The organism is Arcobacter arenosus (assembly GCF_005771535.1).
Taxonomy (GTDB): domain Bacteria; phylum Campylobacterota; class Campylobacteria; order Campylobacterales; family Arcobacteraceae; genus Halarcobacter; species Halarcobacter arenosus.
Genome location: NZ_VANU01000003.1, coordinates 108,201 through 128,538 on the forward strand (window position 1 = coordinate 108,201; position 20,338 = coordinate 128,538).

Consider the following 20,338-nt stretch of genomic DNA (forward strand, 5'->3'; position numbering starts at 1 on the left):
TTCTACTTTGGTTGATGAAATTGTAATATAAACTCCACTTCAATTCCAGCTTCAGTTTTAATAAAATTAATAGGATATGAGATATTTATTGAATATAACTCATTATTTAATCTATTAATCAATTCAAAAAACTCCAATGGCTTTTGTATAACTACATTAACTAAATAATTAAAAGTTACAACCTCAGATTTAAAACTTGATTTAAAAGTTACAATTGCATTTTCAGGGAATAAAATTTTTATTTGTTCTGTAACTCTAATAATTGGCATAAACTCATTTTGAATATAAATATCTTTATAATCTTTTAATATAACTTTCTCTTTTTCTTTTAAGCCCTCTGCACTAAGTGTAGCTTCTAAGATAGGTGATTTATTTTCCTCTTTAAATTCAATTTGTGAAATATTATAAGATTTTAGTAATTCAGGCTGTAAAATTTTAATATAAGTGTCTTTATTTAAAAGATTTATATCCATTTTTAAATAATTTCGTTCAAGGCTTAATTCATTTAAAACAACATCATAAGGGATTAATTCTAAAGCTTTTAAAACCCTTGTTTCTACATATGAATTTTTTTCAATATGATCAGGTAAATTTATTGGCTTAATAGTAGGTACATTTTGTTCTTTTATATTCTCTTGAATATTTATTTTTGAAATTTGATTATATAACTCTTTTACAGGTAAAAAGTAATATCCTACACCTAAAATTAGTGCAATCATAACAATAGATATAAAAAAAGTTTTTAAAGAGCTTTTAGGTTTAACTCTAGGTTTTATAAAACTTTTTGAACCGTGTGAATCCTTAGAAAGTTGAAAAAGTTCTTCATCAACAGAGATAGGATGATAAGAAAGTTCTATCATAAAATCATCACTCATTTGTTGAATTTGTTCTTCAGAAATAAGTTTTAAATTATAAAGGATAGAAATCTTTTCTATAAATACATTTTTAGTAATAGAATAAAACTCTTCAATTGTGTTTTTAATAAGTTCATAAATCTCTAAAGCATAAACCTCATCATAAAGTTTTTGCCCCATAATCTCATTTTCATAAAATTCACTTTGTTTTATCTCTTCAAAGGCTGTAACATCAACCCTTTTATTAAATATAATTTCGCCCTTTGAATTTAAAATAAAACAAAAAGCTTGGTTATTAAATAAAAGAATTACAAGATTATTTTGGCAAGGGTTTTGCTCAATATGTAGATTTAAAATATGATATGCTGAAAAGATATAATCAATACCACATTTTTCAAAGAAATTTTTAGATTCAAATAATGTGTTTTTAGATACAGCTATATTATACTCATCATTTAATGGTGAAACCACATAATCTTTTGGTTTAGGTTGATTTTTTTTAATTAGTCTTGTTTCATCTTGTAAAAGAAGTGTTGAGATAAAACTGTTTTCAGTCTCTTCTTGTTGTGCATTAATCTTTGTTGCTATATCTCGACCAAGAATATCATCTTTTACAACAAAGGTTGAACTATTGGTCTCAACTATATCATTATTACTTAATTTTTTATAATTTATTTTTAGTTGAGTTTTATATTTTATAGCATTTATATACAAAGACTCTTTAGCAAACATAAAACTTTTTATCCTAATTTATGGCATTAATGAGCATTTTGTTTTTTATAACCTCTTTAGCTTCTTCGTTTTCAAGATCACTAACATCCAAAGGCTCACTTATAAAAAATTCCAATGTACCAAATGGCTTTGGCACAACAAACTTGTCCCAAGAGTTAAACTGCCAATATTTTGTACACTTACAATTAAATATCAATATTTTAGCATTTGTTTTCTTATGAATAGCGACTATTCCATCTGCAACAGAATGTCTAGGTCCTCTAGGGCCATCAGGAGTAATAGCTATATCATCTCCACCTTTAATCTCTTTAATTGCAGCAATTAGTGCTTTTGCTCCACCCTTTGAACTCGAACCTCGAATTGAATCAATTCCTAAATACTCTACTGTTTTTGTAATTGCTTCACCATCTTTATGCTCACTAATCATAGCACTTACTTTTCCCGATGGTTTTAATTTTTGATAGTTAAAGGGTTGCATAAGAAGCTCTCCGTGCCAAAAGGCTACGATGAAAGCTTCATTTTTATCTATATTTGGATGGTGGTAAACTTTTTTACTAGTAAGGTAGATTATTCTTACGATAAGTTGCATTATAAAAGGTACAACTTTTGTTACTAAAAAAAGTTTCATTAATTTACCACATCACCTTTTAAAGCAGTCCTTGTTGCATCTGTGATTTTTACATCTACAAGTTTTCCTAGAAGTTCATCACTTCCTTTAACAAAAACCTGACAATAGTTATCTGTAAATCCAGAAACTTCTCCATTTGGTTTTAAACTATCAAATAAAACCGTTACAGTTTTACCAATATTTAAATCCATCAGTTCACTTTGATGCTCTTTATGAAGTTCAATCACATCAATTAATCTTTTACTTCCAATATCATCAGGAATCTCTAAATCTTTTAATTCTAAAGCTTCTGTATTTGGTCTTGGAGAATATTTAAAGTTAAAAATTTGGTCAAATTTAACTTCTTTGATTACATCAATTGTATCTTGGAAATCTTCTTCAGTTTCTCCCGGAAAAGCTACAATAATATCAGTTGTAATTCTAACATCTGGTACCATTTCTCTAATCTTTTTTGCTCTTTTGATAAAACCTTCTTTAGAATATCCTCTTTTCATAGCTTTTAAAATAGATGTTGAACCACTTTGTAATGGCATATGAATACATTTTGAAATCTTTGGATTTTTTGCAAACTCTTCAATAAATTCATCATCCATATGTAATGGGTGAGGAGAAGTAAATCTAATTCTTTCAAGTCCTTCAATTTTTGAAACCTCTTGAAGAAGTTTAGTAAATGAAGTTTTTTCTCTTTTATCAGAGAATCTTTTACCATAAGAATTTACATTTTGTCCTAATAAAGTAACCTCTTTGGCTCCTTTAGCAACATCCTTTTTAACTTGTTCAACAATCATTTCTGTAGGGATTGAAATCTCATCACCCCTTGTTGCTGGAACAATACAAAAAGTACACTTCTTATCACATCCAATAGAGATGTTTACAGAAGTTTTATATAAATTGTGTCCACTTTGTGCAAATTGGTAAGTTGAATCATCATAATCAATATCAATCTCAACTGCACCTTTTTTATCAACAACATCTTTAATCTTTGAAATATTTCTAGCACCTAAAACAAAATCAACATAAGGTGCTCTTTTCATAATATCTTTACCTAAATGTGAAGCTGTACAACCACATACTCCAATTTTGGCATTCTCTTTTTTCTTTACATTAAATTGACCTATTTCTGAAAAAAGTTTAGAAACAGGCTTTTCTCTAACTGAACAAGTATTAATAATAATTAAGTCTGCTTCTTCCATATTGTCAGTTGTAGAATAATTTTTATGCTCTTTTAATTCAGCAATAATATGTTGGCTGTCAGTATCGTTCATCTGACAACCAAGTGTTTGTATAAATAGTTTTTTCTCTTCTTGTTTACTCATTAAGTTTTTTAATTCCTTATCTTATAAAGCATGAACCTCATACATATACTCATCGTCTGCAAGTCCATATTTAACTTCTCTAAAATACACATTAAAACCTTCATCTTCCAAAGAGTCAACAAGCGCCATCATGTCTTTATGAGAATTATCTTTATCAAAATAAAATATTTTTTCACCTAAGTTTTTTAATTCTTCTTTAACTTTGTCTAGTTGTACTTTTTTTGGCTTTTCACTTAACTCATTTCTTGCAAGTAATAATTCCATCTCAATAAACCCTTATCTTTTTAAATTAGCTAAATAGTTTATCTTAAAATTGCTTTAATTTCTATAAAAGCTGTTTTTAGATAAAATATCATCCTACTCTCACATTGAAAATCAAAACATTACATTTCAATGTTAAAAAAACAGAAGGTTACTAATGGACAAAATAATAGATATTTTAGACTCTATTGCCTATGAAAAAGGTCTAAAAAATGAAGATGTTGAAACAGCATTAAAAGAATCGTTAATTAAAACTGCCGAAAAAATGGTTGATGCAACTCTTAGATATGATGCAGAGATTGACAGAAAAAATAAAAAATTAGAACTATTCCAAAAAATTGAAGTTGTTGAAAATGGCGACGAAAGATTACTTGAAGATGGAGTTGATGAATATGATAACATCATCAGTAAAGAAAATTATATCTCAATTGATGAAGCAAAAGAGATTGATGACAGTCTAGAAATTGGAGACTTCGTAAACTATGATTTAGAATTTGAAAATATGGGAAGAAACGCAGCAACTATTCTTCACAATAATTTTGAATACAGAGTTCAAAGATTTTTGGAAGAGTCACTATTAAGCAAATATAAAAATAAAATTGGAAAAACAATTAGTGGTACAGTAACAAGGGTTGATAGACAAGAAAATACCTTTGTTGAAATTGGTGAAGTTAAAGGTATGCTTCCAAGAAAATCAAGAATTAAAGGTGAATCTTTTAGAGTTGGAGATACAGTAAAAGCTGTTGTTAGAGCTGTAAATATAGATAAAACAAATGGTTTAATTGTTGAAATTTCAAGAACATCTCCAAAATTTTTAGAGTCACTTTTAGCTTTAGAAGTTCCAGAATTAAAAGATGGAATTATCTCAATTGAAGCAAGTGCTAGAATCCCAGGAAGTAGAGCAAAAATTGCCCTTTTATCAACAGATTCAAATGTAGACCCAATTGGTTCAATTGTTGGGGTAAAAGGTGTTAGAATTGGTGCTGTTTCAAAACAATTAAGTGGAGAAAATATTGATTGTGTTGAATACTCAACTATTCCTGAAATGTTTATCTCAAGAGCTTTATCACCTGCAATTATTTCAAGTGTAGTTATTGAAAAATACGCTGAGGGTAATGAAAAAGGTAAAGCAATAGTTACAATACCAAGTGATCAAAAAAGTAAAGCTATTGGAAAAGCTGGTTTAAATATCAGATTAGCTTCAATGCTTACAAAATATGAAATTGAGTTAAAAGAGATTGGTGGAGCTAGTGTTCAAAGTGGAGAACAAAACAATTCACTAGAACAAGAAAAAGTAACAGATACAGCAAGTTTAGAGGCACTATTTAAATAATGAAAATTGAAATCTTTGATTCAGTAAAAAAAGAAAAAGTTCTATTTGAACCAATTAAAAATGATGAAGTAAGAATATATGTTTGTGGTCCAACAGTTTATGATGATTCACACTTAGGACATGCAAGAAGTGCAATTGCTTTTGATTTACTTCATAGGGTTTTAAAAGCTAATGGCTATAAAGTTATAATGACAAAAAACTTCACTGATATTGATGATAAGATTATCAAAAAAATGCACGAAACAAAAAGAAGTTTAGAAGATATTACAACTCTTTATATCAATGCTTATAAAGCTGATATGGAAACTTTAAATATCTTACCAAACTCACTTGAACCAAAGGCAACACAAAATCTTCAAATAATGATTGAGATGATTGAAGATTTGATGTCAAAAGATATCGCCTATAAAATCTCAGATGGTGTTTATTTTGATGTTTCAAAAGATGAAGAATATGGTTCTTTATCAAAAAGAGCAAGTGATGAAAACTCAATTGCTAGAGTTGAAGCAAATACTGAAAAAAGAAACCCTAGTGATTTTGCACTTTGGAAATTTGAAAAAGCTGAAGATGTTGCCTATGAATCTCCTTTTGGAAAAGGAAGACCAGGGTGGCATATAGAGTGTTCAGCTATGATAAATAAACATCTAGCCTATAAAGATGAGCCTTTTCAAATAGATATTCATGGTGGTGGTGCCGACCTTCTATTTCCTCACCATGAAAATGAAGCTGCTCAAACAAGATGTTCAACAAAGTCACATCTAGCAAAATACTGGATGCACAATGGATTTGTAACTATTGATGGAGAAAAAATGAGTAAATCTTTAGGAAACTCATTTTTCCTAAAAGATATTTTAAAATCTTATTCTGGTGAAGTTGTTAGATTTTATTTATTAACTGCACAATATAGAGCAAACTTTAACTTTAATGAAGAGGATTTAATCTCTTCTAAAAAAAGACTAGATAAATTATATAGAGTTAAAAAAAGGGTTTATGGTGGTGGAAAATCTGCTGTAAATAAAGAATTTAAAGAATCACTACTAACTGCATTAAATGATGATTTAAACTCTGCAAAAGCAATGGCAACTATTGATGAGTACATCAATAAAGCAAATGAAACACTTGATAAAGAACCAAAAAATAAAGCTTTCAAAAAAGAGCTTGTAGCTACTTTAGAATTTATTGATGAAGTTATTGGAATAGGTGGAAGTGATGCTTATTCTTATTTTCAATTTGGAATTTCAGAAGATGATATTTCTAAAATTGAAAAGCTTATTGAAAAAAGAACTGAGGCTAAAAAAGAAAAAGATTTTGAAACTGCTGATAAAGTTAGAGATGAATTAACAACACTTGGGATTTCTGTAATGGATACGCCAAATGGTGTTGTTTGGGAAAAACTATAAGTTTTAGTTATTCCCTTAACTAACATTTGAGTTTACTGATAGGTTTACTTTTGGTGATAGAATTTGTTATCCAATTTTCTTAGCATATCATTGATGACTTTTTCAAACTCTTCAAAATCTTCTCCCAATGTATCCCATAAAACTTTGTCATCAACTCCAAAATAATGATGAGTTAAAACATCTCTCATTTTGGCTATTTCGCTCCATGGGATTTCAGGGTATTCTTCTGTAAGCTCTTTTGGTATATTTTTTACAGCTTCCCCTATATTTTAAAAAGCTTTTGCAACAGCATAAACCTTTTCAAGATTTTCTGTAAATTCATTGTAAGTTATATTTTCAACAAATTTTTTAATATTTTTACACTCATTAGATATGTCTTCAATATAAAGCTTATAACCTCTATTACTTTTAAACATAACTAATATCTTTTTGAATATAACTTTTTATTTGCGGTTTTAATGTTTCGTCTCTTACTAGGTCAATTTTTTTGTGAAAAAAATCTTCAAGTTGTTTAGTAAGTTTAAGGTACTTAAACATTGAGAGCTTTTTATCTTTTTCGATTTTATATAAAATATCTATATCGCTATTATCATTTGCCTCATCTCTCGCAAATGATCCAAATAAACCGATAAATTGTATTCCAAATTGCTTTTGATAGTATTCTTGATTTGATTTCAAATAGCTTAATATATCTTTTTTGTGCATTATTCTATATCCTCGAGATTTTTCAAAATTTCTTTTTATATTGTATCAAATTTAATTTCAGTAAATACTTTAGTAATATTTTGGATAACGTTTAAATACACTAATAAAGTGCCGCAGATACTTTATTAGTGTACTATGGTTTGTTATGTGCTTCATTTTCGTTTAAGTTTACTTTTATTATTTCTTCATTATCTTTTCTTTTTATTAATAAAGTTGCAATGGAAAAATTTTTGACACCTCTATACTCTTCAACATTTTTTTCACCAAATATAAAATAACCTTCCTCGTCAAGTTTTTTTATTTGGTTATCAAACTCTAAGCCTATATTAATTTTATCTTGAATTTCTAAATCACTACTGATTTCACCATAATCAATAAATGTTTGTAATGTACTTCCAATATAGTCAGCTTCATCTTTTGAAATTATATTATCGTAATCGACCCTATATCCCATCACATCAGATAAGATATTCATTAACTCTTTCCCAGATGAGATTCTTATTAAAAATTTTATTTCTTCTATATTTTTATTGCTATCAAGTTCTTTTTTTAAAGTCTTTTGTACCCAGTTTTCATGATTTTGTTTCATATATCTTAGTATTTCTTCTGGAAAAGAATCTATTAAAGTATCAATTTCTTTATGATGATTTCTACATAATAAAATCAAGTTATCAAATGTATCATAGTCATTTAAATTCGGCTTATGTCTTGGTCCTTTTAATTTACTACTTATAATATGACATTCTTCACCAATATTTAGTTTACTATCTGTTTCTTGTTCTGTAATTAGTTCGATTTTACAGATAGCACATCTATTACCTGATTTTGCCCAAAGCATTTTTCTAGTTTTTTCTGATATTGCCAATCTACTAATTCCTATTTTATTTTTAAATCTCACATAACTATTTATTGAATATACATTATATAAATAAAGCACTTAAATCCACTTATTTATTATATATTTTAAAAGAGCATATTTTAGGTATAACTTCTAAAATATGGGCTTTAAAGACAATGGAAAATTCATATTTTTATTAAAATCAAGGCAAAGAGAATTTTTTATGAAGGAGTTTACTGTAGTAAATGACTGATTAAAAAATTTTATTTAACGCTGAGTTTATCAAAAAGATGAATTTTCTTTTCCCGATGCATGCATTTTAATATCTCATAAGTCTTAGACACATCATAAGTCGCACTATGATAACTCTCATCATCAAAATCTATATTATAAAAAATACAAGTCTCATCCAACTTTGGATTTTTGATTCTCCCATTTTTATTTAAAGCTTTTACAATATGCTTATTCTCTTTCATGGTACAAATATGATTTTCAAAAGAAGCCAAGCCTTCAACTCTTGCAAGCTCAAAACTTATATTATGGGCAACTAAAGTTTTTGCATCTTTACAAAACTCTACAAAGTCTTCATCCTCTTTAAAATAAGAAGCATATTTTTCTTCACTTTTATTTCTATGTTCAAGTATTAACTCTGGAGTTAATCTATGTACTTGAAAGGCGTAATAATTAACTGGATATCTTGAAAGATAATACCGATGAAATTTATCTACTACAACTAGTTCATTATCTTGAATCTTAATTTTTACAGCTGCAGCTTCTATAACATCATATGGATTTAAAGTGTTTGTTTCAAAGTCTAAAATAATCATGTGGAATTATAGTGTATGAATTTGTAAATATCTCTTTTAAAATTTGAAAAAAAACTATTTTTAATTTTCAATTTGATTAATTTTTGATTTTTTTTCACAATACTATCCTCTTGTATTGTGCCTGACTAGCACCAATGGTTAAACAAAAAAGGAAAAGGACAATAATGTATTATCAAACTGCAGACTTATGTGATATGAATCAAGATAAAAAAATTCAGGTATTATCCCCAAACTTTAAATCTTTTGGAGGGAAAAAAGGTTTTCAAGGAAGGGTTATTACTATAAAACTTGATAAAAGCAATTGGGATTTAATTGATATTTTAAAAAATGAAGATGGGACAGGAAAAGTAGTTGTAATTGATGTTGAAGAATCTTATTATGGTGTTGTTGGGGACAAGCTATCAGCATTTGCAGTAAAAAACAACTATATAGCTATGATTATAAATGGATATGTTAGAGACACTAGAGAAACTGTTAAATTTGATATTGGTTTATATGCTTTAGGTACATGCCCACTTAGAAACTTTGAAAAAACAAAAGGGATTAGAGATATTGAGTTAAACTTTGGTGGAGTAACTTTCAATAATGGAGATTATATATATGCCGATGAAGATGGGGTAATTATCTCATCTGTTGAACTTGATACAAGTGATGTTCCTATAATCTCTTAATAGTTTAAAAGAATTATTCAAGTTTTTCTTATTAAATATAAAAATTTTTAGTATAATTCCAAAAAATTTTAATAGGACAAAAACTTGGATAAAATCAAATCCCTTGTAGAAGCAAAAAAGTTTCAAAACTTTATTATTATACTTATCATTTTAAATGGTATATCAATGGGTTTAGAAACTTCAAAATCAGTTATGGAAAGTTTTGGTAGCATAATTCATGCTTTTGATATCTTTGTAATTTCTGTTTTTACTATTGAAGTTACACTTAGAATAATTGCCCATAGAATCTCTTTTTTTAAAGACCCATGGTCTTTATTTGATTTTTTTGTTGTAATTATCTCGTTAATCCCATCAAGTGGAAGTTTCCAAGTTTTAAGAATCTTAAGGGTTTTAAGACTTTTTAGACTTATTACAGTAGTTCCTCAAATGAGAAAAATTGTTGCTGCTTTAATAAGTGTTATACCAGGGATGATTTCAATAATTGGACTTATGAGTTTAATTTTTTATGTTTTTGCCATCATGGCGACATCTTTGTATTCAGAGACTTTTCCCCAATGGTTTGGAACACTTGGAGAATCATTTTATAGTCTATTTCAAATTATGACTTTAGAATCTTGGTCAATGGGAATTGTAAGACCTCTAATGGAGCAACACCCTTTAGCATGGACATTTTTTATTCCATTTATATTTGTTGCTACTTTTATTATGATTAACCTTGTTGTTGCAATAATTGTAGATGCAATGAGTATCATAAAAGAAGAAGAGATTGAAAAAATCGAGGAAGTAAAAGTTTCTGAAAATGAATTAAAAAACGAAATTAAATCTTTACAAAATGAGATTCAAGAACTAAAACAATTAATTATAAAATCACATAGAAAGTAAGTTTAAGAGCTTACTTTCTTAATCAAAGATGGTGTATAACCTGAATATTTCCTAAAAACTTTTATCATATAAGACTGGTCAGAAAAACCACTTTCATAAGCAATAGTTGATAAAGACATATCAGTTTTTAAAAGTTCTCTTACTTTATTCACTTTTTTTATTTGAACAAAATGGGAAGGGGAAATACCAAAATTTCTTTTAAACTCCCTAGAAAAATGAAACTTTGACAATCCTGCATTTTTTGATAAATCATCTAAGGAGATGTTTAAATCTCTTATATTTGCATCAATAAAATCTATTGTTGAAGAAAAACTTTTTGTTGTTTTTTTATCTTCAATTATTTGATTCTCTTTAATTGTTGAATGGTATTTTAATATATAATCTAAAAAATCAAATATTGCATTATCAACTGCTAAATCATTTATCTCTTTAGATTCAAAGGTTTCAAACATAGTTATAAACAAATATGAAGCTTTTTCATCATTTATAAAACTATTAAAATGAATCGTCTCTAAACTATCTTTTTTAAGTATATCTTTTGCAATAGAATTAACCAAAGAAACAGTTGGCATAATATTTAGATGGGACCATGTACTATTGTTTGTAGTATGTATCTCATATGGATTTACAACTTGAATTATTCCAGGCACTATTTTATGTTTTTCTTTTTCATTTGCAAAAAAATGTGCACCTTCATATACTAAACTAATAGTATATTCTTCATGAAAGTGCTTATTTAAAGTAACATTTTTAAAGTTGTTATTAACATAAAATATATCGCTCATGTGTTCCTATTTTTCTTTTAAAACTCTTTTTGAAGTATCAAATACAAATTCATAATAGTTATTATTGTTAAACTGAAACTCTTGGATAACTTCAAGTCCCATTTTTCTTTTGTGGGCTTCATATGACCTTGGATTTATTTTATTTACAAAGGTAACTAAAATCTCATATTTTTTTGACATCTCTTCAATTGCAAAATCAAAAAGTTTTTCCAAAAGTCCTGAGCCTCTATATCTTTTATCAATACAAACTGGTCCATATTGGTATGAATTATCAATTGTAATTTGTTTTCCTTGATATTGAAGCTTTGGCAAATCTTCAATCATAAATGCAAACATTGGCCATTTTGACCAATACTGCCAAGATGCAGACATAACATATCCAACAACTTCATCATTATCAATTGCTACAAAAATACCTTTTTCTTTTTTTATAATATCTTCTAATTGTTCTTTTGTAAAAGAAGTTGTAACAAAACCATCTTTTTTGTCTTCTTCTTTTATAGTATCAACTTGATACTTACTGTGTAAATTTAAGATACCTTCTACATCATTATTGTCAGCTATTTTTAAAATCACTGTAAATCTCCTCTAACTAAAAAAATATTATAGTGATTTTAAAATTTAATGTATAGTAATATTTTGCTATTTCCTAACTAGTTTTATATCTTTTATATCAATATCTAAATAACAAATTGAACTCTCTTCTAAACAATCAATACAAAAAGTTTTTACTATAATCTCTGTATTTTCATAATCATCTAAAATCACATCCAACTCATAAAAATCACCACAATAAGATACATCTAAAATAGTTGCTTTGATTTTAGATTTATCAGCTACAACTTTTATTTTGTCAATTGGAACAATCCCTACATAGTCTTTTGGAACACTACATCCAATTTTTTCAATCAATCTTTCTGGAAGTTTATTAATTTTATTTAAAAAATTTGCTACATAAAAAGAGTTTGGCTCTTCAAATAGTTTTTTAGGTGTTCCAAATTGCTCTACTCTTTTGTTGTTAATTATTGCAATTTTATCAGACATACTAAGAGCTTCTTTTTGGTCATGGGTTACAAGTATTGCACTAAGCCCTAACTCTTTGATTAATTTTTTTAACCAAACTTTTGTTTTATTTCTTAGAAGTGTATCTAAATTTGCAAATGGCTCATCAAGTAATATAACCTTTGGTTCATAGGCTAAAACTCTAGCAATAGAAACTCTTTGTTGTTGTCCTCCACTTAATTCATGGATTTGTTTATGTCTATGGTCAACTAAATCAAATTGTTTTAAAAGTTTATCAACTCTTCTTTGTCTTTCTATTTTGTTTAGTTTATATAAGGCAAATTCAATATTTTGTCTTACGTTTAAGTGTGGAAACAATGCATAATCTTGAAAAATATAACCAATATCTTTGTGACACTCCCTTTTTCCATTTGCTATTAAGCAATGTTCATTGATAAATATTTCTCCGGTATAATTTTCTTCAAGTGATGCGATTGATCTTAAAATTGTACTTTTACCACAACCACTTGGTCCTAAGATAGTTACAATCTCCCCTTGCTTTACACTTAAAGATACATCATTTAAAATTTGAGTATTACCAAAAGCAATTGAATAATTTTTTACACTAATACCTACGTTTGTCATCCTAATCCTTCACCATCTTTTTTACAAGTACTAAAACTGATACCATACCAAACAATACTATAAACATTGCAGGGACTGCTGATTCTATAACCTGAGCTTGAGTTACAAGTTCATGGGATAATACAGGTAAAGTATCAAAATTAAATGGTCTTAAAATCATTGTTAGAGGTAATTCTTTTAATGTCTCAATAAAAATAACTATAAAACTTGTCATAATTGAACCTTTTAATAAAGGAAAAATCACTTTAAAAAAAGTATAAAAACTACCAACTTGCATAGTTTTACATGCATCATCATAACTTTGAGGAATCTTACTAAATCCAGATTCATAATTATTTATTGAAATAGCAATAAACCTAACGATATAACCAAAAATTACAGCAATAACTGTACCACTTAATAAAATATCAAAACTTTTATCTATATATGAGAAAAAACTTAATACACCAACAGCTACAACAGCACCTGGAATTGAATAACCTAGTTTTGCTATTTGTACAAGATTATCTGCAATTTTACTTTTATGAATTCTCACATTATAAACAATTATAAAAGCTAAGGCAGTAATTATAATTGAACTAGAAATTCCTAAACCTAATGTTTGGTAAAGTATAGTTAAAAAGTCTTCATCAATAATCTCTTCATAAGAGATATAAAACCAATAACTCATTTGAGAAAAAGGTAATAAAAATCCAAAGAAAAATGGAATAAAACAGGCAAAAAATGCTAAAACTGCTTTAAATCCAGTAATTTTTTCTTTTACAATAGGTTTAAAATCTTTTCCACTACTTTTGTACCTTTTGTTTTTTCTTTGAAACCTCTCAAGAAAGATAAGTAGAAAAACAAAAAGCATCAACATAGATGCTAATTTTGAAGCATCTTCAACACTTCCCATTCCAAGCCATGTTCTAAAAATACCAGTTACAAAGGTTGAAACACCATAATAATCCATAACACCATAATCAGCAACTGCTTCCATAACTGCCAAAATTGCCCCAGCTACAATTGCAGGTCTTGATATTGGTAAAATTACTTTATAAAAAATCTGGAAATTTGTTAATCCCATAGTTTTAGAAGCTTCTATAATTGAACTTGATTCAGATTTTAAATATGTTTTTGAGATTAAATAAACATAAGGATATAAAACCAAAGACATTACTATAATAGCACCTTCAATAGACATAATATCAAAGAAATATACTTCATTTAAAGTTTTACCCATTAAATCTAAAATAAAAGTTGTAACTGAACCGGTAATATCAAACATACCCCCATAGATATACGACATAATATATGTAGGGATTGCAAAGGGTAAAATTAAACCGTAGTGGAAAAAATGTGAGCCAAAAAATTTAAAAAAAGTTGTTATATAAGCTGTTGTAAAACCTAAAAAAATCGTTAATATAGCAACTCCAAACATGATATATAAAGAGTTATAAATATATTCAAAAAGTACAGTATCAACTAAATGTGTCCAGTTATTACTGTCCACAAAAACATTTGAAATTAAAATTAAACCTGGAATAGAGATGAATAGTGTTAAAAAAATACTACTTACTGTTAACTTATTAAAAATCTTCAATTTTTCTTATTTCCACCCTGCTTTATCAAATATTTTAACAGCATTTATATTATATTTTCCCATAGTATTTATTGAAATATTATCTTCTTCAAAAGTTCCCCATGAAGATACTACATCATTTTTCTTAACACCCTTTGCCACAGGATACTCAAAATTTCCATTTGCAAATAAATCTTGTGCTTCAGGACTTAATAAAAACTCTATAAATTTTATAGCATTTTCTTTATTAGGAGCATATTTAGCAACCCCTGCCCCACTAACATTTATATGTGTTCCACCATTTTCAAACTTTGGAAATATAATTTTAACTTTTTTAACAGCTTCACTTTCTGCAATATCTTTATTACCAATCATTTTACCAACATAATAAGTATTTGCAATAGCAATTTTTCCAATTCCATTTGCAACTGCTTTTACTTGGTATCTATCATTTCCTCTAGGTTTTCTTGCCATATTTTTTACAACACCTTGTGCCCATTTTAAAGCATACTCTTCACCATGGTGAGCAATAACAGCGGCAAGCATTGATTGGTTGTAAACATGGTTTGAAGATCTAACCATAATCATTTTTTTATATTCTGGTTTTATTAAATCTTCATAAGTTTTAATCTCAATGTTACTATCAATTGGAACAATAAAAGCTCTTACTCTTTTTGTTAAAGCAAACCATTTATTATCTTCATCTCTCATATTTTCTGGTACAACTTCCATTAAATATTTTGACTCAATTGATTGAATTAATTCTTTTGATTTTGCTTGATAAAGTCTTCCTGCATCAACAGTGATTAAAACATCAGCAGGAGATTTTTCACCTTCACTTTCTAATCTTTTGATTAAGGCATTGGCATCTGCATTTACAACATTTACTTTAATACCCATTTTTTCTTCAAACATCTTATATAATTGTTTATCTGTATCATAATGTCTATGGGAATATACATTTACTTCACTTGAAGCAAAAACAAAACTTGTAAAAATAAAAAAACTTAAAATAATTTGTTTAATCATATTCATTCCTTTTAAAAGTGTAAATTATACCACTATTGAAGTAAAACATATCTTATAGTAATAATTGTTATCAAAATTATAAGAGGAGATAAAAAAAGGGAGTAGCAAAAACTATTCCCTTTCTTTTTTATAAATGTTAGATTATATTATTTCCAACCAGCTTTATCAAATATTTTTACAGCTGCTGCATTGTTTTTTCCAAGTTCATTAATTGAAATTGTGTCATCTTCAAAAGTTCCCCAAGATTCAACTATAGGATTTCTCTTTACACCTTCAATAACTGGATATTCAAAGTTTCCTCCAGCAAATAACTCTTGTGCATCTTTGCTTGCTAAGAACTCAATAAATTTAATTGCATTTTCTTTATTAGGAGAATATTTTGCAACACCAGCACCACTTACATTTACGTGTGTACCACCATTTTCAAATTTAGGAAAGAAAATTTTAACTTTTTTTACTGCTTGGGCTTGTGATTCATCTTTGTTATCAACCATTTTACCAATATAATAAGTGTTTGCAATTGCAATTTCACCGATACCATTTGCAATAGCTTTTACTTGATATCTGTCATTACCTTTTGGAGCCATTGCCATATTTGCAACTACACCTTTAGCCCAGTTTAAAGCATACTCTTCACCATGGTGAGCAATCATACCTGCTAATAATGATTGATTATATTCATTATTTGAAGATCTAACCATAATTTTACCCTTAAATTTTGGATCTGCTAAATCTTCATATGTAGATAATTCTTTTTCTACTCCTGATCCTAATTTATAAACTGTAACTCTTGCTCTTTTTGTTAAACCAAACCATTGGTTATCTTTATCTCTTAATTTTTCTGGGATTGAACTTATTAATTTTTCTGATTCAATTGCTTGAAAAAGACCTTTTTCTTTTGCTGTATATAATCTTGCAGCATCAACAGTAATTAAAACATCAGCTGGAGATTTTTCACCCTCTGATTCAAGTCTTTGTACTAAAGCAGAACCTTTTGCTTTTACAACATTTACTTTTATACCTGTTTTTTCTTCAAACATTTTAAATAATACTTTATCAGTATCATAATGCCTTGTTGAGTAAATATTAACCTCGCTTGCAGCATATATCGAACTTGTCAACATAAATGCACCTAAAAATAATTTCTTTAGCATACCTATTTTCCTTATTGATAATTATTATTGAAATTATAATGATTGATTCCTTAATAATAACTTATACTAAGAATGATTATCAAAATAGTTTTTGGGCAATAAAAAAGGGAATAGTAAAAACTATTCCCTTCAATTAAATTTTTATGTAAATATTTAAAAATTATCTAGCGTAAGCTGCGTCAGTTACATCTTGAGTATCAACAATATATGGAACTAATGCCATATGTCTTGCTCTTTTAATAGCTTTTTCTACCATCTCTTGAGCATTTTTAGAGTTACCTGTAAGTCTTCTAGGCATAATTTTACCTCTTTCACTCATAGATAGTTTTAATAACTCAGTGTTTTTATAGTCAATGAAATCAATTTTCATTTCGCTATATTTACAAAATTTTTTTCCGTATTTTCTTCTTTCTGCCATCTTTAATCCTTATATTCTAGAAAGGTATTTCATCATCATCAATATCGATTTCAGGTATTCTATGTTCAGCTGCTTGACTAGCTTGATTATTCATACCACCATAATTATTTTGACCCATGTTGTTTTGAGGTGCTTGTTGCTGGTTGTATTGATTTGATTGAGGATTATAACCACCACCTTGGCTATTATAAGAGTTTTGCGCTCCTTGAGCTTGTGGCGCCCCCATATTTTGTGAATCTGCTTTAGAATCTAACATTTTCATACTATCTACTCTTAAAGCATGTTTACTTCTGTTAGTTCCATCTTGCGCAGTCCATTGTTCAAAAACCAGTCTACCTTCTAATAAAACTTTTGAACCTTTTCTTAAGTATTGATTAGCAACTTCAGCACTTCTACCAAAAATATTGAAATCTAAAAAACAAACCTCTTCTTTTTGTTCACCAGTTTGTGATTTATATCTATGGCTAGTTGCAATAGCAGATTTAGCTAATGCTGAACCATTTGGCATATATCTTAGTTCAATATCTCTTGTTAAGTTTCCTACCATTACTATTTTATTATACATAAGATGTTCCTACAAAATTTAATTAGTTAGCTTTTTTAGCTGCCTCATCGCTCATTTTAGTCCATGCAGCGATCTCTTTTTTACTTTCATATTTAATGAAAATAAATCTCATGATATTTTCGTTGATTCTATATTGTCTTTCAATTTCAAGAATTCCAGAAGGCTCACCTTTGAAATATGCTACAAAATAGTAACCTCTTTTGTTTTTTTCAATTTCATAAGCTAAAGGTCTAGTTCCCATATCATCACAAGCAACGATTTCACCACCGTTTTTTGCAATGTCAGCTTTTACTTTTTCGATTTGTGCCGCAGTCTCTTCTTCAGTAAGAGTTGGCTTTAAGATAAACATTGTTTCGTAATGTTTTAATTTTGACATCAGTTCTCCTTATAGTTTGTGCCGGTATCTTTACAAATTGTTAATATCAGCAAGGATTTTTTGTAAAGTGGGAGATTTTATCTAATAATAACTGATAGTTTTCTTAAAGAAGCCTGAAGATAGATATTAGAATCACTAATTTTTGAAGACTTTAGTTCTAGTTCTAAATTTAATAAATATTCTAAAATCTCTAAAAATTTTTCAGGTTTAATACTTATTGCAAGTCTAGATTTTTTCTCCCAAACATTTTTAGGGGGAACAAAACCTAAAATCTCTTTTGCATTTGCACTTCCAAAAACCCTTGCATAAGAACTTATCATAAAAAGTTGTTGAACAAATGAGGTGATTTGATTTAAAAGGTAAATTTCATTCATCCCCTCTTCTAGCAATAGTTCTAGATCATCACTGATATCTAAACAAGATAAAAGATTATGTAAAAAATCTTCAAAGTTAACAGCGCCAATACCAAAACAGTGTCTATTTACTGTATTTGCTGAAATCTTTTCATCTAAAATAGAAAGTTTTTTTAAATCATTCATACATAAAGACAAGTCTTGTCTATGCATAAAATATAGATGATTAAGTGCTGAAAGTTCACAATTCATATTTAATTGTTTTGCTTGATTTTCTATCATTTTTACAGCTTCATTTGGGAAAGGAGAAAACATCCTAACACTAACTGCATTAAGTTTTTTTGTAAAATAACCACCCATAGTTTTAAAATCACCATCTCCCATACAAGAGAAAATAACTTTTGAATCTGGATTTGTATTACAAGCTTCAATTAATTCTGTACACTCTTTTTTATTTAATTTTTTTTCTAGTTTAATAATAAGAATATTATTAGCTGCAAAAAGTGAAGATTGAAGTAGTTTATTTTTCGCATATTTAAAATCAAAATCGTCAAAATAAAGTTTTTCTATCTCATCAGGCGATCCCAATGAAGAAGCTACTAACTCTGTATAGTGTTCAACTAAATAATTAGATTGCCCAAAAAACATATAGGCATTAAATTTTATATTTTGATTTAAAAGATTATCGAATTCGTTTTTATACATGATGGAATATTAGCTAATTATTGCTTTTTAAAACATTTTCTCAAGTCTATTAAAAAGTCCAGACCATGTTTTATCCTCTAAAAGTTTTATAACCTCATCTATATCATATTTTTTACCCTCTAAAATTTCACAAGAGGCCTCATCAATAGTTTGTGAGAGTCTATCTTCAAACTCACAAACATCCTCTTCATATGGGGTATCAACATTTTTTAATCTCGGCATTTTTATATATCTAATAGCACCAAGTTCTTTTAATCTTTCACCTAAAAAATCATCAAGTCCTGGTAAATCTGTACAAATAACCTTAGCGCCACTAGCTAAAGCTTCAATAACAACTAAAGGTAAACCTTCAAAAAATGATGGAAGAATAAAAAGATCACAAGTTCTTAGTAGTTTTTCAAGTTCTTCTTGAGGTACAATCCCTAAATAATTTACCTTTGCTTTTCTATTATCAATACTTTTTATAATCTCGTCACTTTCAAGGGCACTTCCACTTCCTATTAGATTTAATTCAATATGCTCATATTTTTTACAACTATCAATTGCATTTAAAAGATGGGGAACCCCTTTGGCATTACACATTTTTCCCACATATGCAATTTTTACATTATCGTTTTTTTCTCTATTTTTATTTGGGAAAAACATATCTGGGTTATAACCACTTCCACTCACAATTACTTTTTCTTCTTCCACATCATAATACTCTTGGATTGTTTTCGCTTGGGCAGAGTTTAAGGCAAATAGATATTCACATCTTGAAACCTTACTTTTTACTATTGAAGCTAACTTGGGTGAAAGTTTCATTTGTCTTAAATCTGTTCCATGGCATAAAACCAAAGTTTTTAAATTTGGATATAAATCTTTAAAAAAAGTACTTAAAAGCCAAATATGATTACAAATTACAACATCAGGTTTAAACTCCTCAATTACACTTGTTATAACTTTTTTAAACTCTTTTTCATATGATTCATACATAGTTTCATTTATATCACTATATTTTGTACTTTTATAAGGCATTACATCACTCATCCCAACAACAGGAAAAGGAAGGTTTTCACTCTCAAATAAAACAGGATAAAAATTTTTTAATTCAAGATTATCTATATCTGGGTCTTGTTCTAAAAGAGGTACTCCTGCAAGTACAGCTTGTTCATAACCCTTTTCATATCCAGCTTTAAATAATTGTTGTAAAAATACTCCACTTCCAGTTCTTCCTGGTCGTTGAGCTAATGCGTGTAATATTCTCATAAATTGCCTTATTTTAAATAACTTAATGAAATAATATCCAACAATTACTT

24 protein-coding genes are annotated in these 20,338 nt (G+C 27.9%); 4 read left to right on the forward strand and 20 right to left on the reverse strand.

The window, feature by feature from the left end; translation table 11 throughout:
* Window positions 1-2 precede the first annotated feature (2 nt).
* The 4 genes from FDK22_RS07720 to FDK22_RS07735 are packed head-to-tail and all read right to left on the reverse strand — an operon-like array spanning window position 3 to window position 3,794.
* The gene (locus tag FDK22_RS07720) at window positions 3-1,586 is read right to left on the reverse strand and encodes a hypothetical protein (RefSeq protein WP_138152348.1); all 1,584 of its coding nucleotides are present in this window, start codon (window positions 1,584-1,586) and stop codon (window positions 3-5) included.
* A 13-nt stretch (window positions 1,587-1,599) separates the two neighbouring features.
* Complete coding sequence (locus FDK22_RS07725) at window positions 1,600-2,214, reverse strand: lysophospholipid acyltransferase family protein (protein ID WP_138152349.1); 615 nt, start codon at window positions 2,212-2,214, stop codon at window positions 1,600-1,602.
* Window positions 2,214-3,530 (reverse strand): tRNA (N6-isopentenyl adenosine(37)-C2)-methylthiotransferase MiaB, encoded by a 1,317-nt coding sequence (miaB, locus tag FDK22_RS07730; RefSeq protein ID WP_138152350.1) that lies wholly within the window; start codon window positions 3,528-3,530, stop codon window positions 2,214-2,216. The genes FDK22_RS07725 and miaB overlap by 1 nt, the downstream gene beginning before the upstream one ends.
* Before the next feature lie 21 nt (window positions 3,531-3,551).
* A complete protein-coding gene (locus FDK22_RS07735) occupies window positions 3,552-3,794 on the reverse strand; it encodes an HP0268 family nuclease (RefSeq protein WP_138152351.1) in 243 nt (80 codons plus the stop codon).
* A gap of 154 nt (window positions 3,795-3,948) precedes the next feature.
* Between FDK22_RS07735 and nusA the strand changes: the two genes are divergently transcribed.
* Window positions 3,949-5,124 (forward strand): transcription termination factor NusA, encoded by a 1,176-nt coding sequence (gene nusA, locus FDK22_RS07740; RefSeq protein ID WP_138152352.1) that lies wholly within the window; start codon window positions 3,949-3,951, stop codon window positions 5,122-5,124.
* A 5-nt stretch (window positions 5,125-5,129) separates the two neighbouring features.
* Complete coding sequence (gene cysS / locus FDK22_RS07745) at window positions 5,130-6,524, forward strand: cysteine--tRNA ligase (protein WP_212744997.1); 1,395 nt, start codon at window positions 5,130-5,132, stop codon at window positions 6,522-6,524.
* Between the two features lie 44 nt (window positions 6,525-6,568).
* On the opposite strand, the gene FDK22_RS15825 is transcribed toward cysS, so the two are convergent.
* The 5 genes from FDK22_RS15825 to FDK22_RS07765 form a co-directional block, all read right to left on the reverse strand.
* A complete protein-coding gene (locus FDK22_RS15825) occupies window positions 6,569-6,790 on the reverse strand; it encodes a HepT-like ribonuclease domain-containing protein (protein WP_228711682.1) in 222 nt (73 codons plus the stop codon).
* A 3-nt stretch (window positions 6,791-6,793) separates the two neighbouring features.
* Window positions 6,794-6,940 (reverse strand): hypothetical protein, encoded by a 147-nt coding sequence (locus tag FDK22_RS15830; protein WP_228711662.1) that lies wholly within the window; start codon window positions 6,938-6,940, stop codon window positions 6,794-6,796.
* The gene (locus tag FDK22_RS07755) at window positions 6,933-7,229 is read right to left on the reverse strand and encodes a nucleotidyltransferase family protein (RefSeq protein WP_138152354.1); all 297 of its coding nucleotides are present in this window, start codon (window positions 7,227-7,229) and stop codon (window positions 6,933-6,935) included. Before FDK22_RS07755 ends, FDK22_RS15830 begins: the two co-directional genes overlap by 8 nt.
* 133 nt (window positions 7,230-7,362) lie before the next feature.
* Window positions 7,363-8,094, reverse strand: coding sequence for an HNH endonuclease (locus FDK22_RS07760; protein WP_138152355.1), 732 nt, complete (start codon window positions 8,092-8,094; stop codon window positions 7,363-7,365).
* A 236-nt stretch (window positions 8,095-8,330) separates the two neighbouring features.
* The gene (locus tag FDK22_RS07765) at window positions 8,331-8,894 is read right to left on the reverse strand and encodes a 3'-5' exonuclease (protein WP_138152356.1); all 564 of its coding nucleotides are present in this window, start codon (window positions 8,892-8,894) and stop codon (window positions 8,331-8,333) included.
* 164 nt (window positions 8,895-9,058) lie between these two features.
* Between FDK22_RS07765 and rraA the strand changes: the two genes are divergently transcribed.
* Both rraA and FDK22_RS07775 read left to right on the forward strand, forming a co-directional pair.
* On the forward strand, window positions 9,059-9,565 hold the full coding sequence (gene rraA / locus FDK22_RS07770; protein ID WP_138152357.1) for a ribonuclease E activity regulator RraA: 507 nt from the start codon (window positions 9,059-9,061) through the stop codon (window positions 9,563-9,565).
* Between the two features lie 84 nt (window positions 9,566-9,649).
* Window positions 9,650-10,447, forward strand: coding sequence for an ion transporter (locus FDK22_RS07775; protein ID WP_228711664.1), 798 nt, complete (start codon window positions 9,650-9,652; stop codon window positions 10,445-10,447).
* 2 nt (window positions 10,448-10,449) lie between these two features.
* Here the strand turns inward: FDK22_RS07775 and FDK22_RS07780 are convergent, their stop codons facing one another.
* From FDK22_RS07780 to FDK22_RS07830, 11 genes are all read right to left on the reverse strand, one after another.
* Entirely contained in the window at window positions 10,450-11,232 is a 783-nt protein-coding gene (locus FDK22_RS07780; protein WP_138152358.1) for an AraC family transcriptional regulator, read from the reverse strand.
* Between the two features lie 6 nt (window positions 11,233-11,238).
* On the reverse strand, window positions 11,239-11,808 hold the full coding sequence (locus tag FDK22_RS07785; RefSeq protein ID WP_138152359.1) for a GNAT family N-acetyltransferase: 570 nt from the start codon (window positions 11,806-11,808) through the stop codon (window positions 11,239-11,241).
* Window positions 11,809-11,874: 66 nt separating this feature from the next.
* Window positions 11,875-12,879: an ABC transporter ATP-binding protein gene (locus FDK22_RS07790; RefSeq protein ID WP_138152360.1), complete on the reverse strand. Its 1,005-nt coding sequence runs from the start codon at window positions 12,877-12,879 to the stop codon at window positions 11,875-11,877.
* A gap of 1 nt (window position 12,880) precedes the next feature.
* On the reverse strand, window positions 12,881-14,461 hold the full coding sequence (locus FDK22_RS07795; protein ID WP_138152361.1) for an ABC transporter permease: 1,581 nt from the start codon (window positions 14,459-14,461) through the stop codon (window positions 12,881-12,883).
* A gap of 6 nt (window positions 14,462-14,467) precedes the next feature.
* Window positions 14,468-15,469 (reverse strand): Fe(3+) ABC transporter substrate-binding protein, encoded by a 1,002-nt coding sequence (locus tag FDK22_RS07800; protein WP_138152362.1) that lies wholly within the window; start codon window positions 15,467-15,469, stop codon window positions 14,468-14,470.
* 146 nt (window positions 15,470-15,615) lie between these two features.
* Window positions 15,616-16,623 (reverse strand): Fe(3+) ABC transporter substrate-binding protein, encoded by a 1,008-nt coding sequence (locus FDK22_RS07805; protein WP_138152363.1) that lies wholly within the window; start codon window positions 16,621-16,623, stop codon window positions 15,616-15,618.
* A 160-nt stretch (window positions 16,624-16,783) separates the two neighbouring features.
* Entirely contained in the window at window positions 16,784-17,041 is a 258-nt protein-coding gene (gene rpsR, locus FDK22_RS07810; RefSeq protein WP_138152364.1) for a 30S ribosomal protein S18, read from the reverse strand.
* Between the two features lie 16 nt (window positions 17,042-17,057).
* Window positions 17,058-17,606: a single-stranded DNA-binding protein gene (locus FDK22_RS07815; RefSeq protein ID WP_138152365.1), complete on the reverse strand. Its 549-nt coding sequence runs from the start codon at window positions 17,604-17,606 to the stop codon at window positions 17,058-17,060.
* A 22-nt stretch (window positions 17,607-17,628) separates the two neighbouring features.
* Entirely contained in the window at window positions 17,629-17,982 is a 354-nt protein-coding gene (gene rpsF / locus FDK22_RS07820; protein WP_138152366.1) for a 30S ribosomal protein S6, read from the reverse strand.
* Between the two features lie 77 nt (window positions 17,983-18,059).
* Window positions 18,060-19,040, reverse strand: a complete 981-nt coding sequence (gene holA, locus FDK22_RS07825) for a DNA polymerase III subunit delta (RefSeq protein ID WP_138152367.1) — start codon at window positions 19,038-19,040, stop codon at window positions 18,060-18,062.
* A 27-nt stretch (window positions 19,041-19,067) separates the two neighbouring features.
* Window positions 19,068-20,288, reverse strand: coding sequence for a glycosyltransferase family 4 protein (locus FDK22_RS07830; RefSeq protein ID WP_138152368.1), 1,221 nt, complete (start codon window positions 20,286-20,288; stop codon window positions 19,068-19,070).
* Between the last annotated feature and the right edge of the window lie 50 nt (window positions 20,289-20,338).

Excerpts from the sequence above, each read along its gene's own strand:
- FDK22_RS07780 (WP_138152358.1), bottom strand. The coding sequence starts at position 11,232 with ATGAGCGATATATTTTATGTTAATAACAACTTTAAAAATGTTACTTTA.
- rraA (WP_138152357.1), top strand. The coding sequence starts at position 9,059 with ATGTATTATCAAACTGCAGACTTATGTGATATGAATCAAGATAAAAAA.
- FDK22_RS07725 (WP_138152349.1), bottom strand. The coding sequence starts at position 2,214 with ATGAAACTTTTTTTAGTAACAAAAGTTGTACCTTTTATAATGCAACTT.
- FDK22_RS07805 (WP_138152363.1), bottom strand. The coding sequence starts at position 16,623 with ATGCTAAAGAAATTATTTTTAGGTGCATTTATGTTGACAAGTTCGATA.
- FDK22_RS07755 (WP_138152354.1), bottom strand. The coding sequence starts at position 7,229 with ATGCACAAAAAAGATATATTAAGCTATTTGAAATCAAATCAAGAATAC.
- FDK22_RS07830 (WP_138152368.1), bottom strand. The coding sequence starts at position 20,288 with ATGAGAATATTACACGCATTAGCTCAACGACCAGGAAGAACTGGAAGT.
- FDK22_RS07790 (WP_138152360.1), bottom strand. The coding sequence starts at position 12,879 with ATGACAAACGTAGGTATTAGTGTAAAAAATTATTCAATTGCTTTTGGT.
- miaB (WP_138152350.1), bottom strand. The coding sequence starts at position 3,530 with ATGAGTAAACAAGAAGAGAAAAAACTATTTATACAAACACTTGGTTGT.
- FDK22_RS15830 (WP_228711662.1), bottom strand. The coding sequence starts at position 6,940 with ATGTTTAAAAGTAATAGAGGTTATAAGCTTTATATTGAAGACATATCT.
- holA (WP_138152367.1), bottom strand. The coding sequence starts at position 19,040 with ATGTATAAAAACGAATTCGATAATCTTTTAAATCAAAATATAAAATTT.
- FDK22_RS07720 (WP_138152348.1), bottom strand. The coding sequence starts at position 1,586 with ATGTTTGCTAAAGAGTCTTTGTATATAAATGCTATAAAATATAAAACT.
- nusA (WP_138152352.1), top strand. The coding sequence starts at position 3,949 with ATGGACAAAATAATAGATATTTTAGACTCTATTGCCTATGAAAAAGGT.
- FDK22_RS07735 (WP_138152351.1), bottom strand. The coding sequence starts at position 3,794 with ATGGAATTATTACTTGCAAGAAATGAGTTAAGTGAAAAGCCAAAAAAA.
- rpsF (WP_138152366.1), bottom strand. The coding sequence starts at position 17,982 with ATGTCAAAATTAAAACATTACGAAACAATGTTTATCTTAAAGCCAACT.
- FDK22_RS07765 (WP_138152356.1), bottom strand. The coding sequence starts at position 8,894 with ATGATTATTTTAGACTTTGAAACAAACACTTTAAATCCATATGATGTT.
- FDK22_RS07815 (WP_138152365.1), bottom strand. The coding sequence starts at position 17,606 with ATGTATAATAAAATAGTAATGGTAGGAAACTTAACAAGAGATATTGAA.
- FDK22_RS07800 (WP_138152362.1), bottom strand. The coding sequence starts at position 15,469 with ATGATTAAACAAATTATTTTAAGTTTTTTTATTTTTACAAGTTTTGTT.
- rpsR (WP_138152364.1), bottom strand. The coding sequence starts at position 17,041 with ATGGCAGAAAGAAGAAAATACGGAAAAAAATTTTGTAAATATAGCGAA.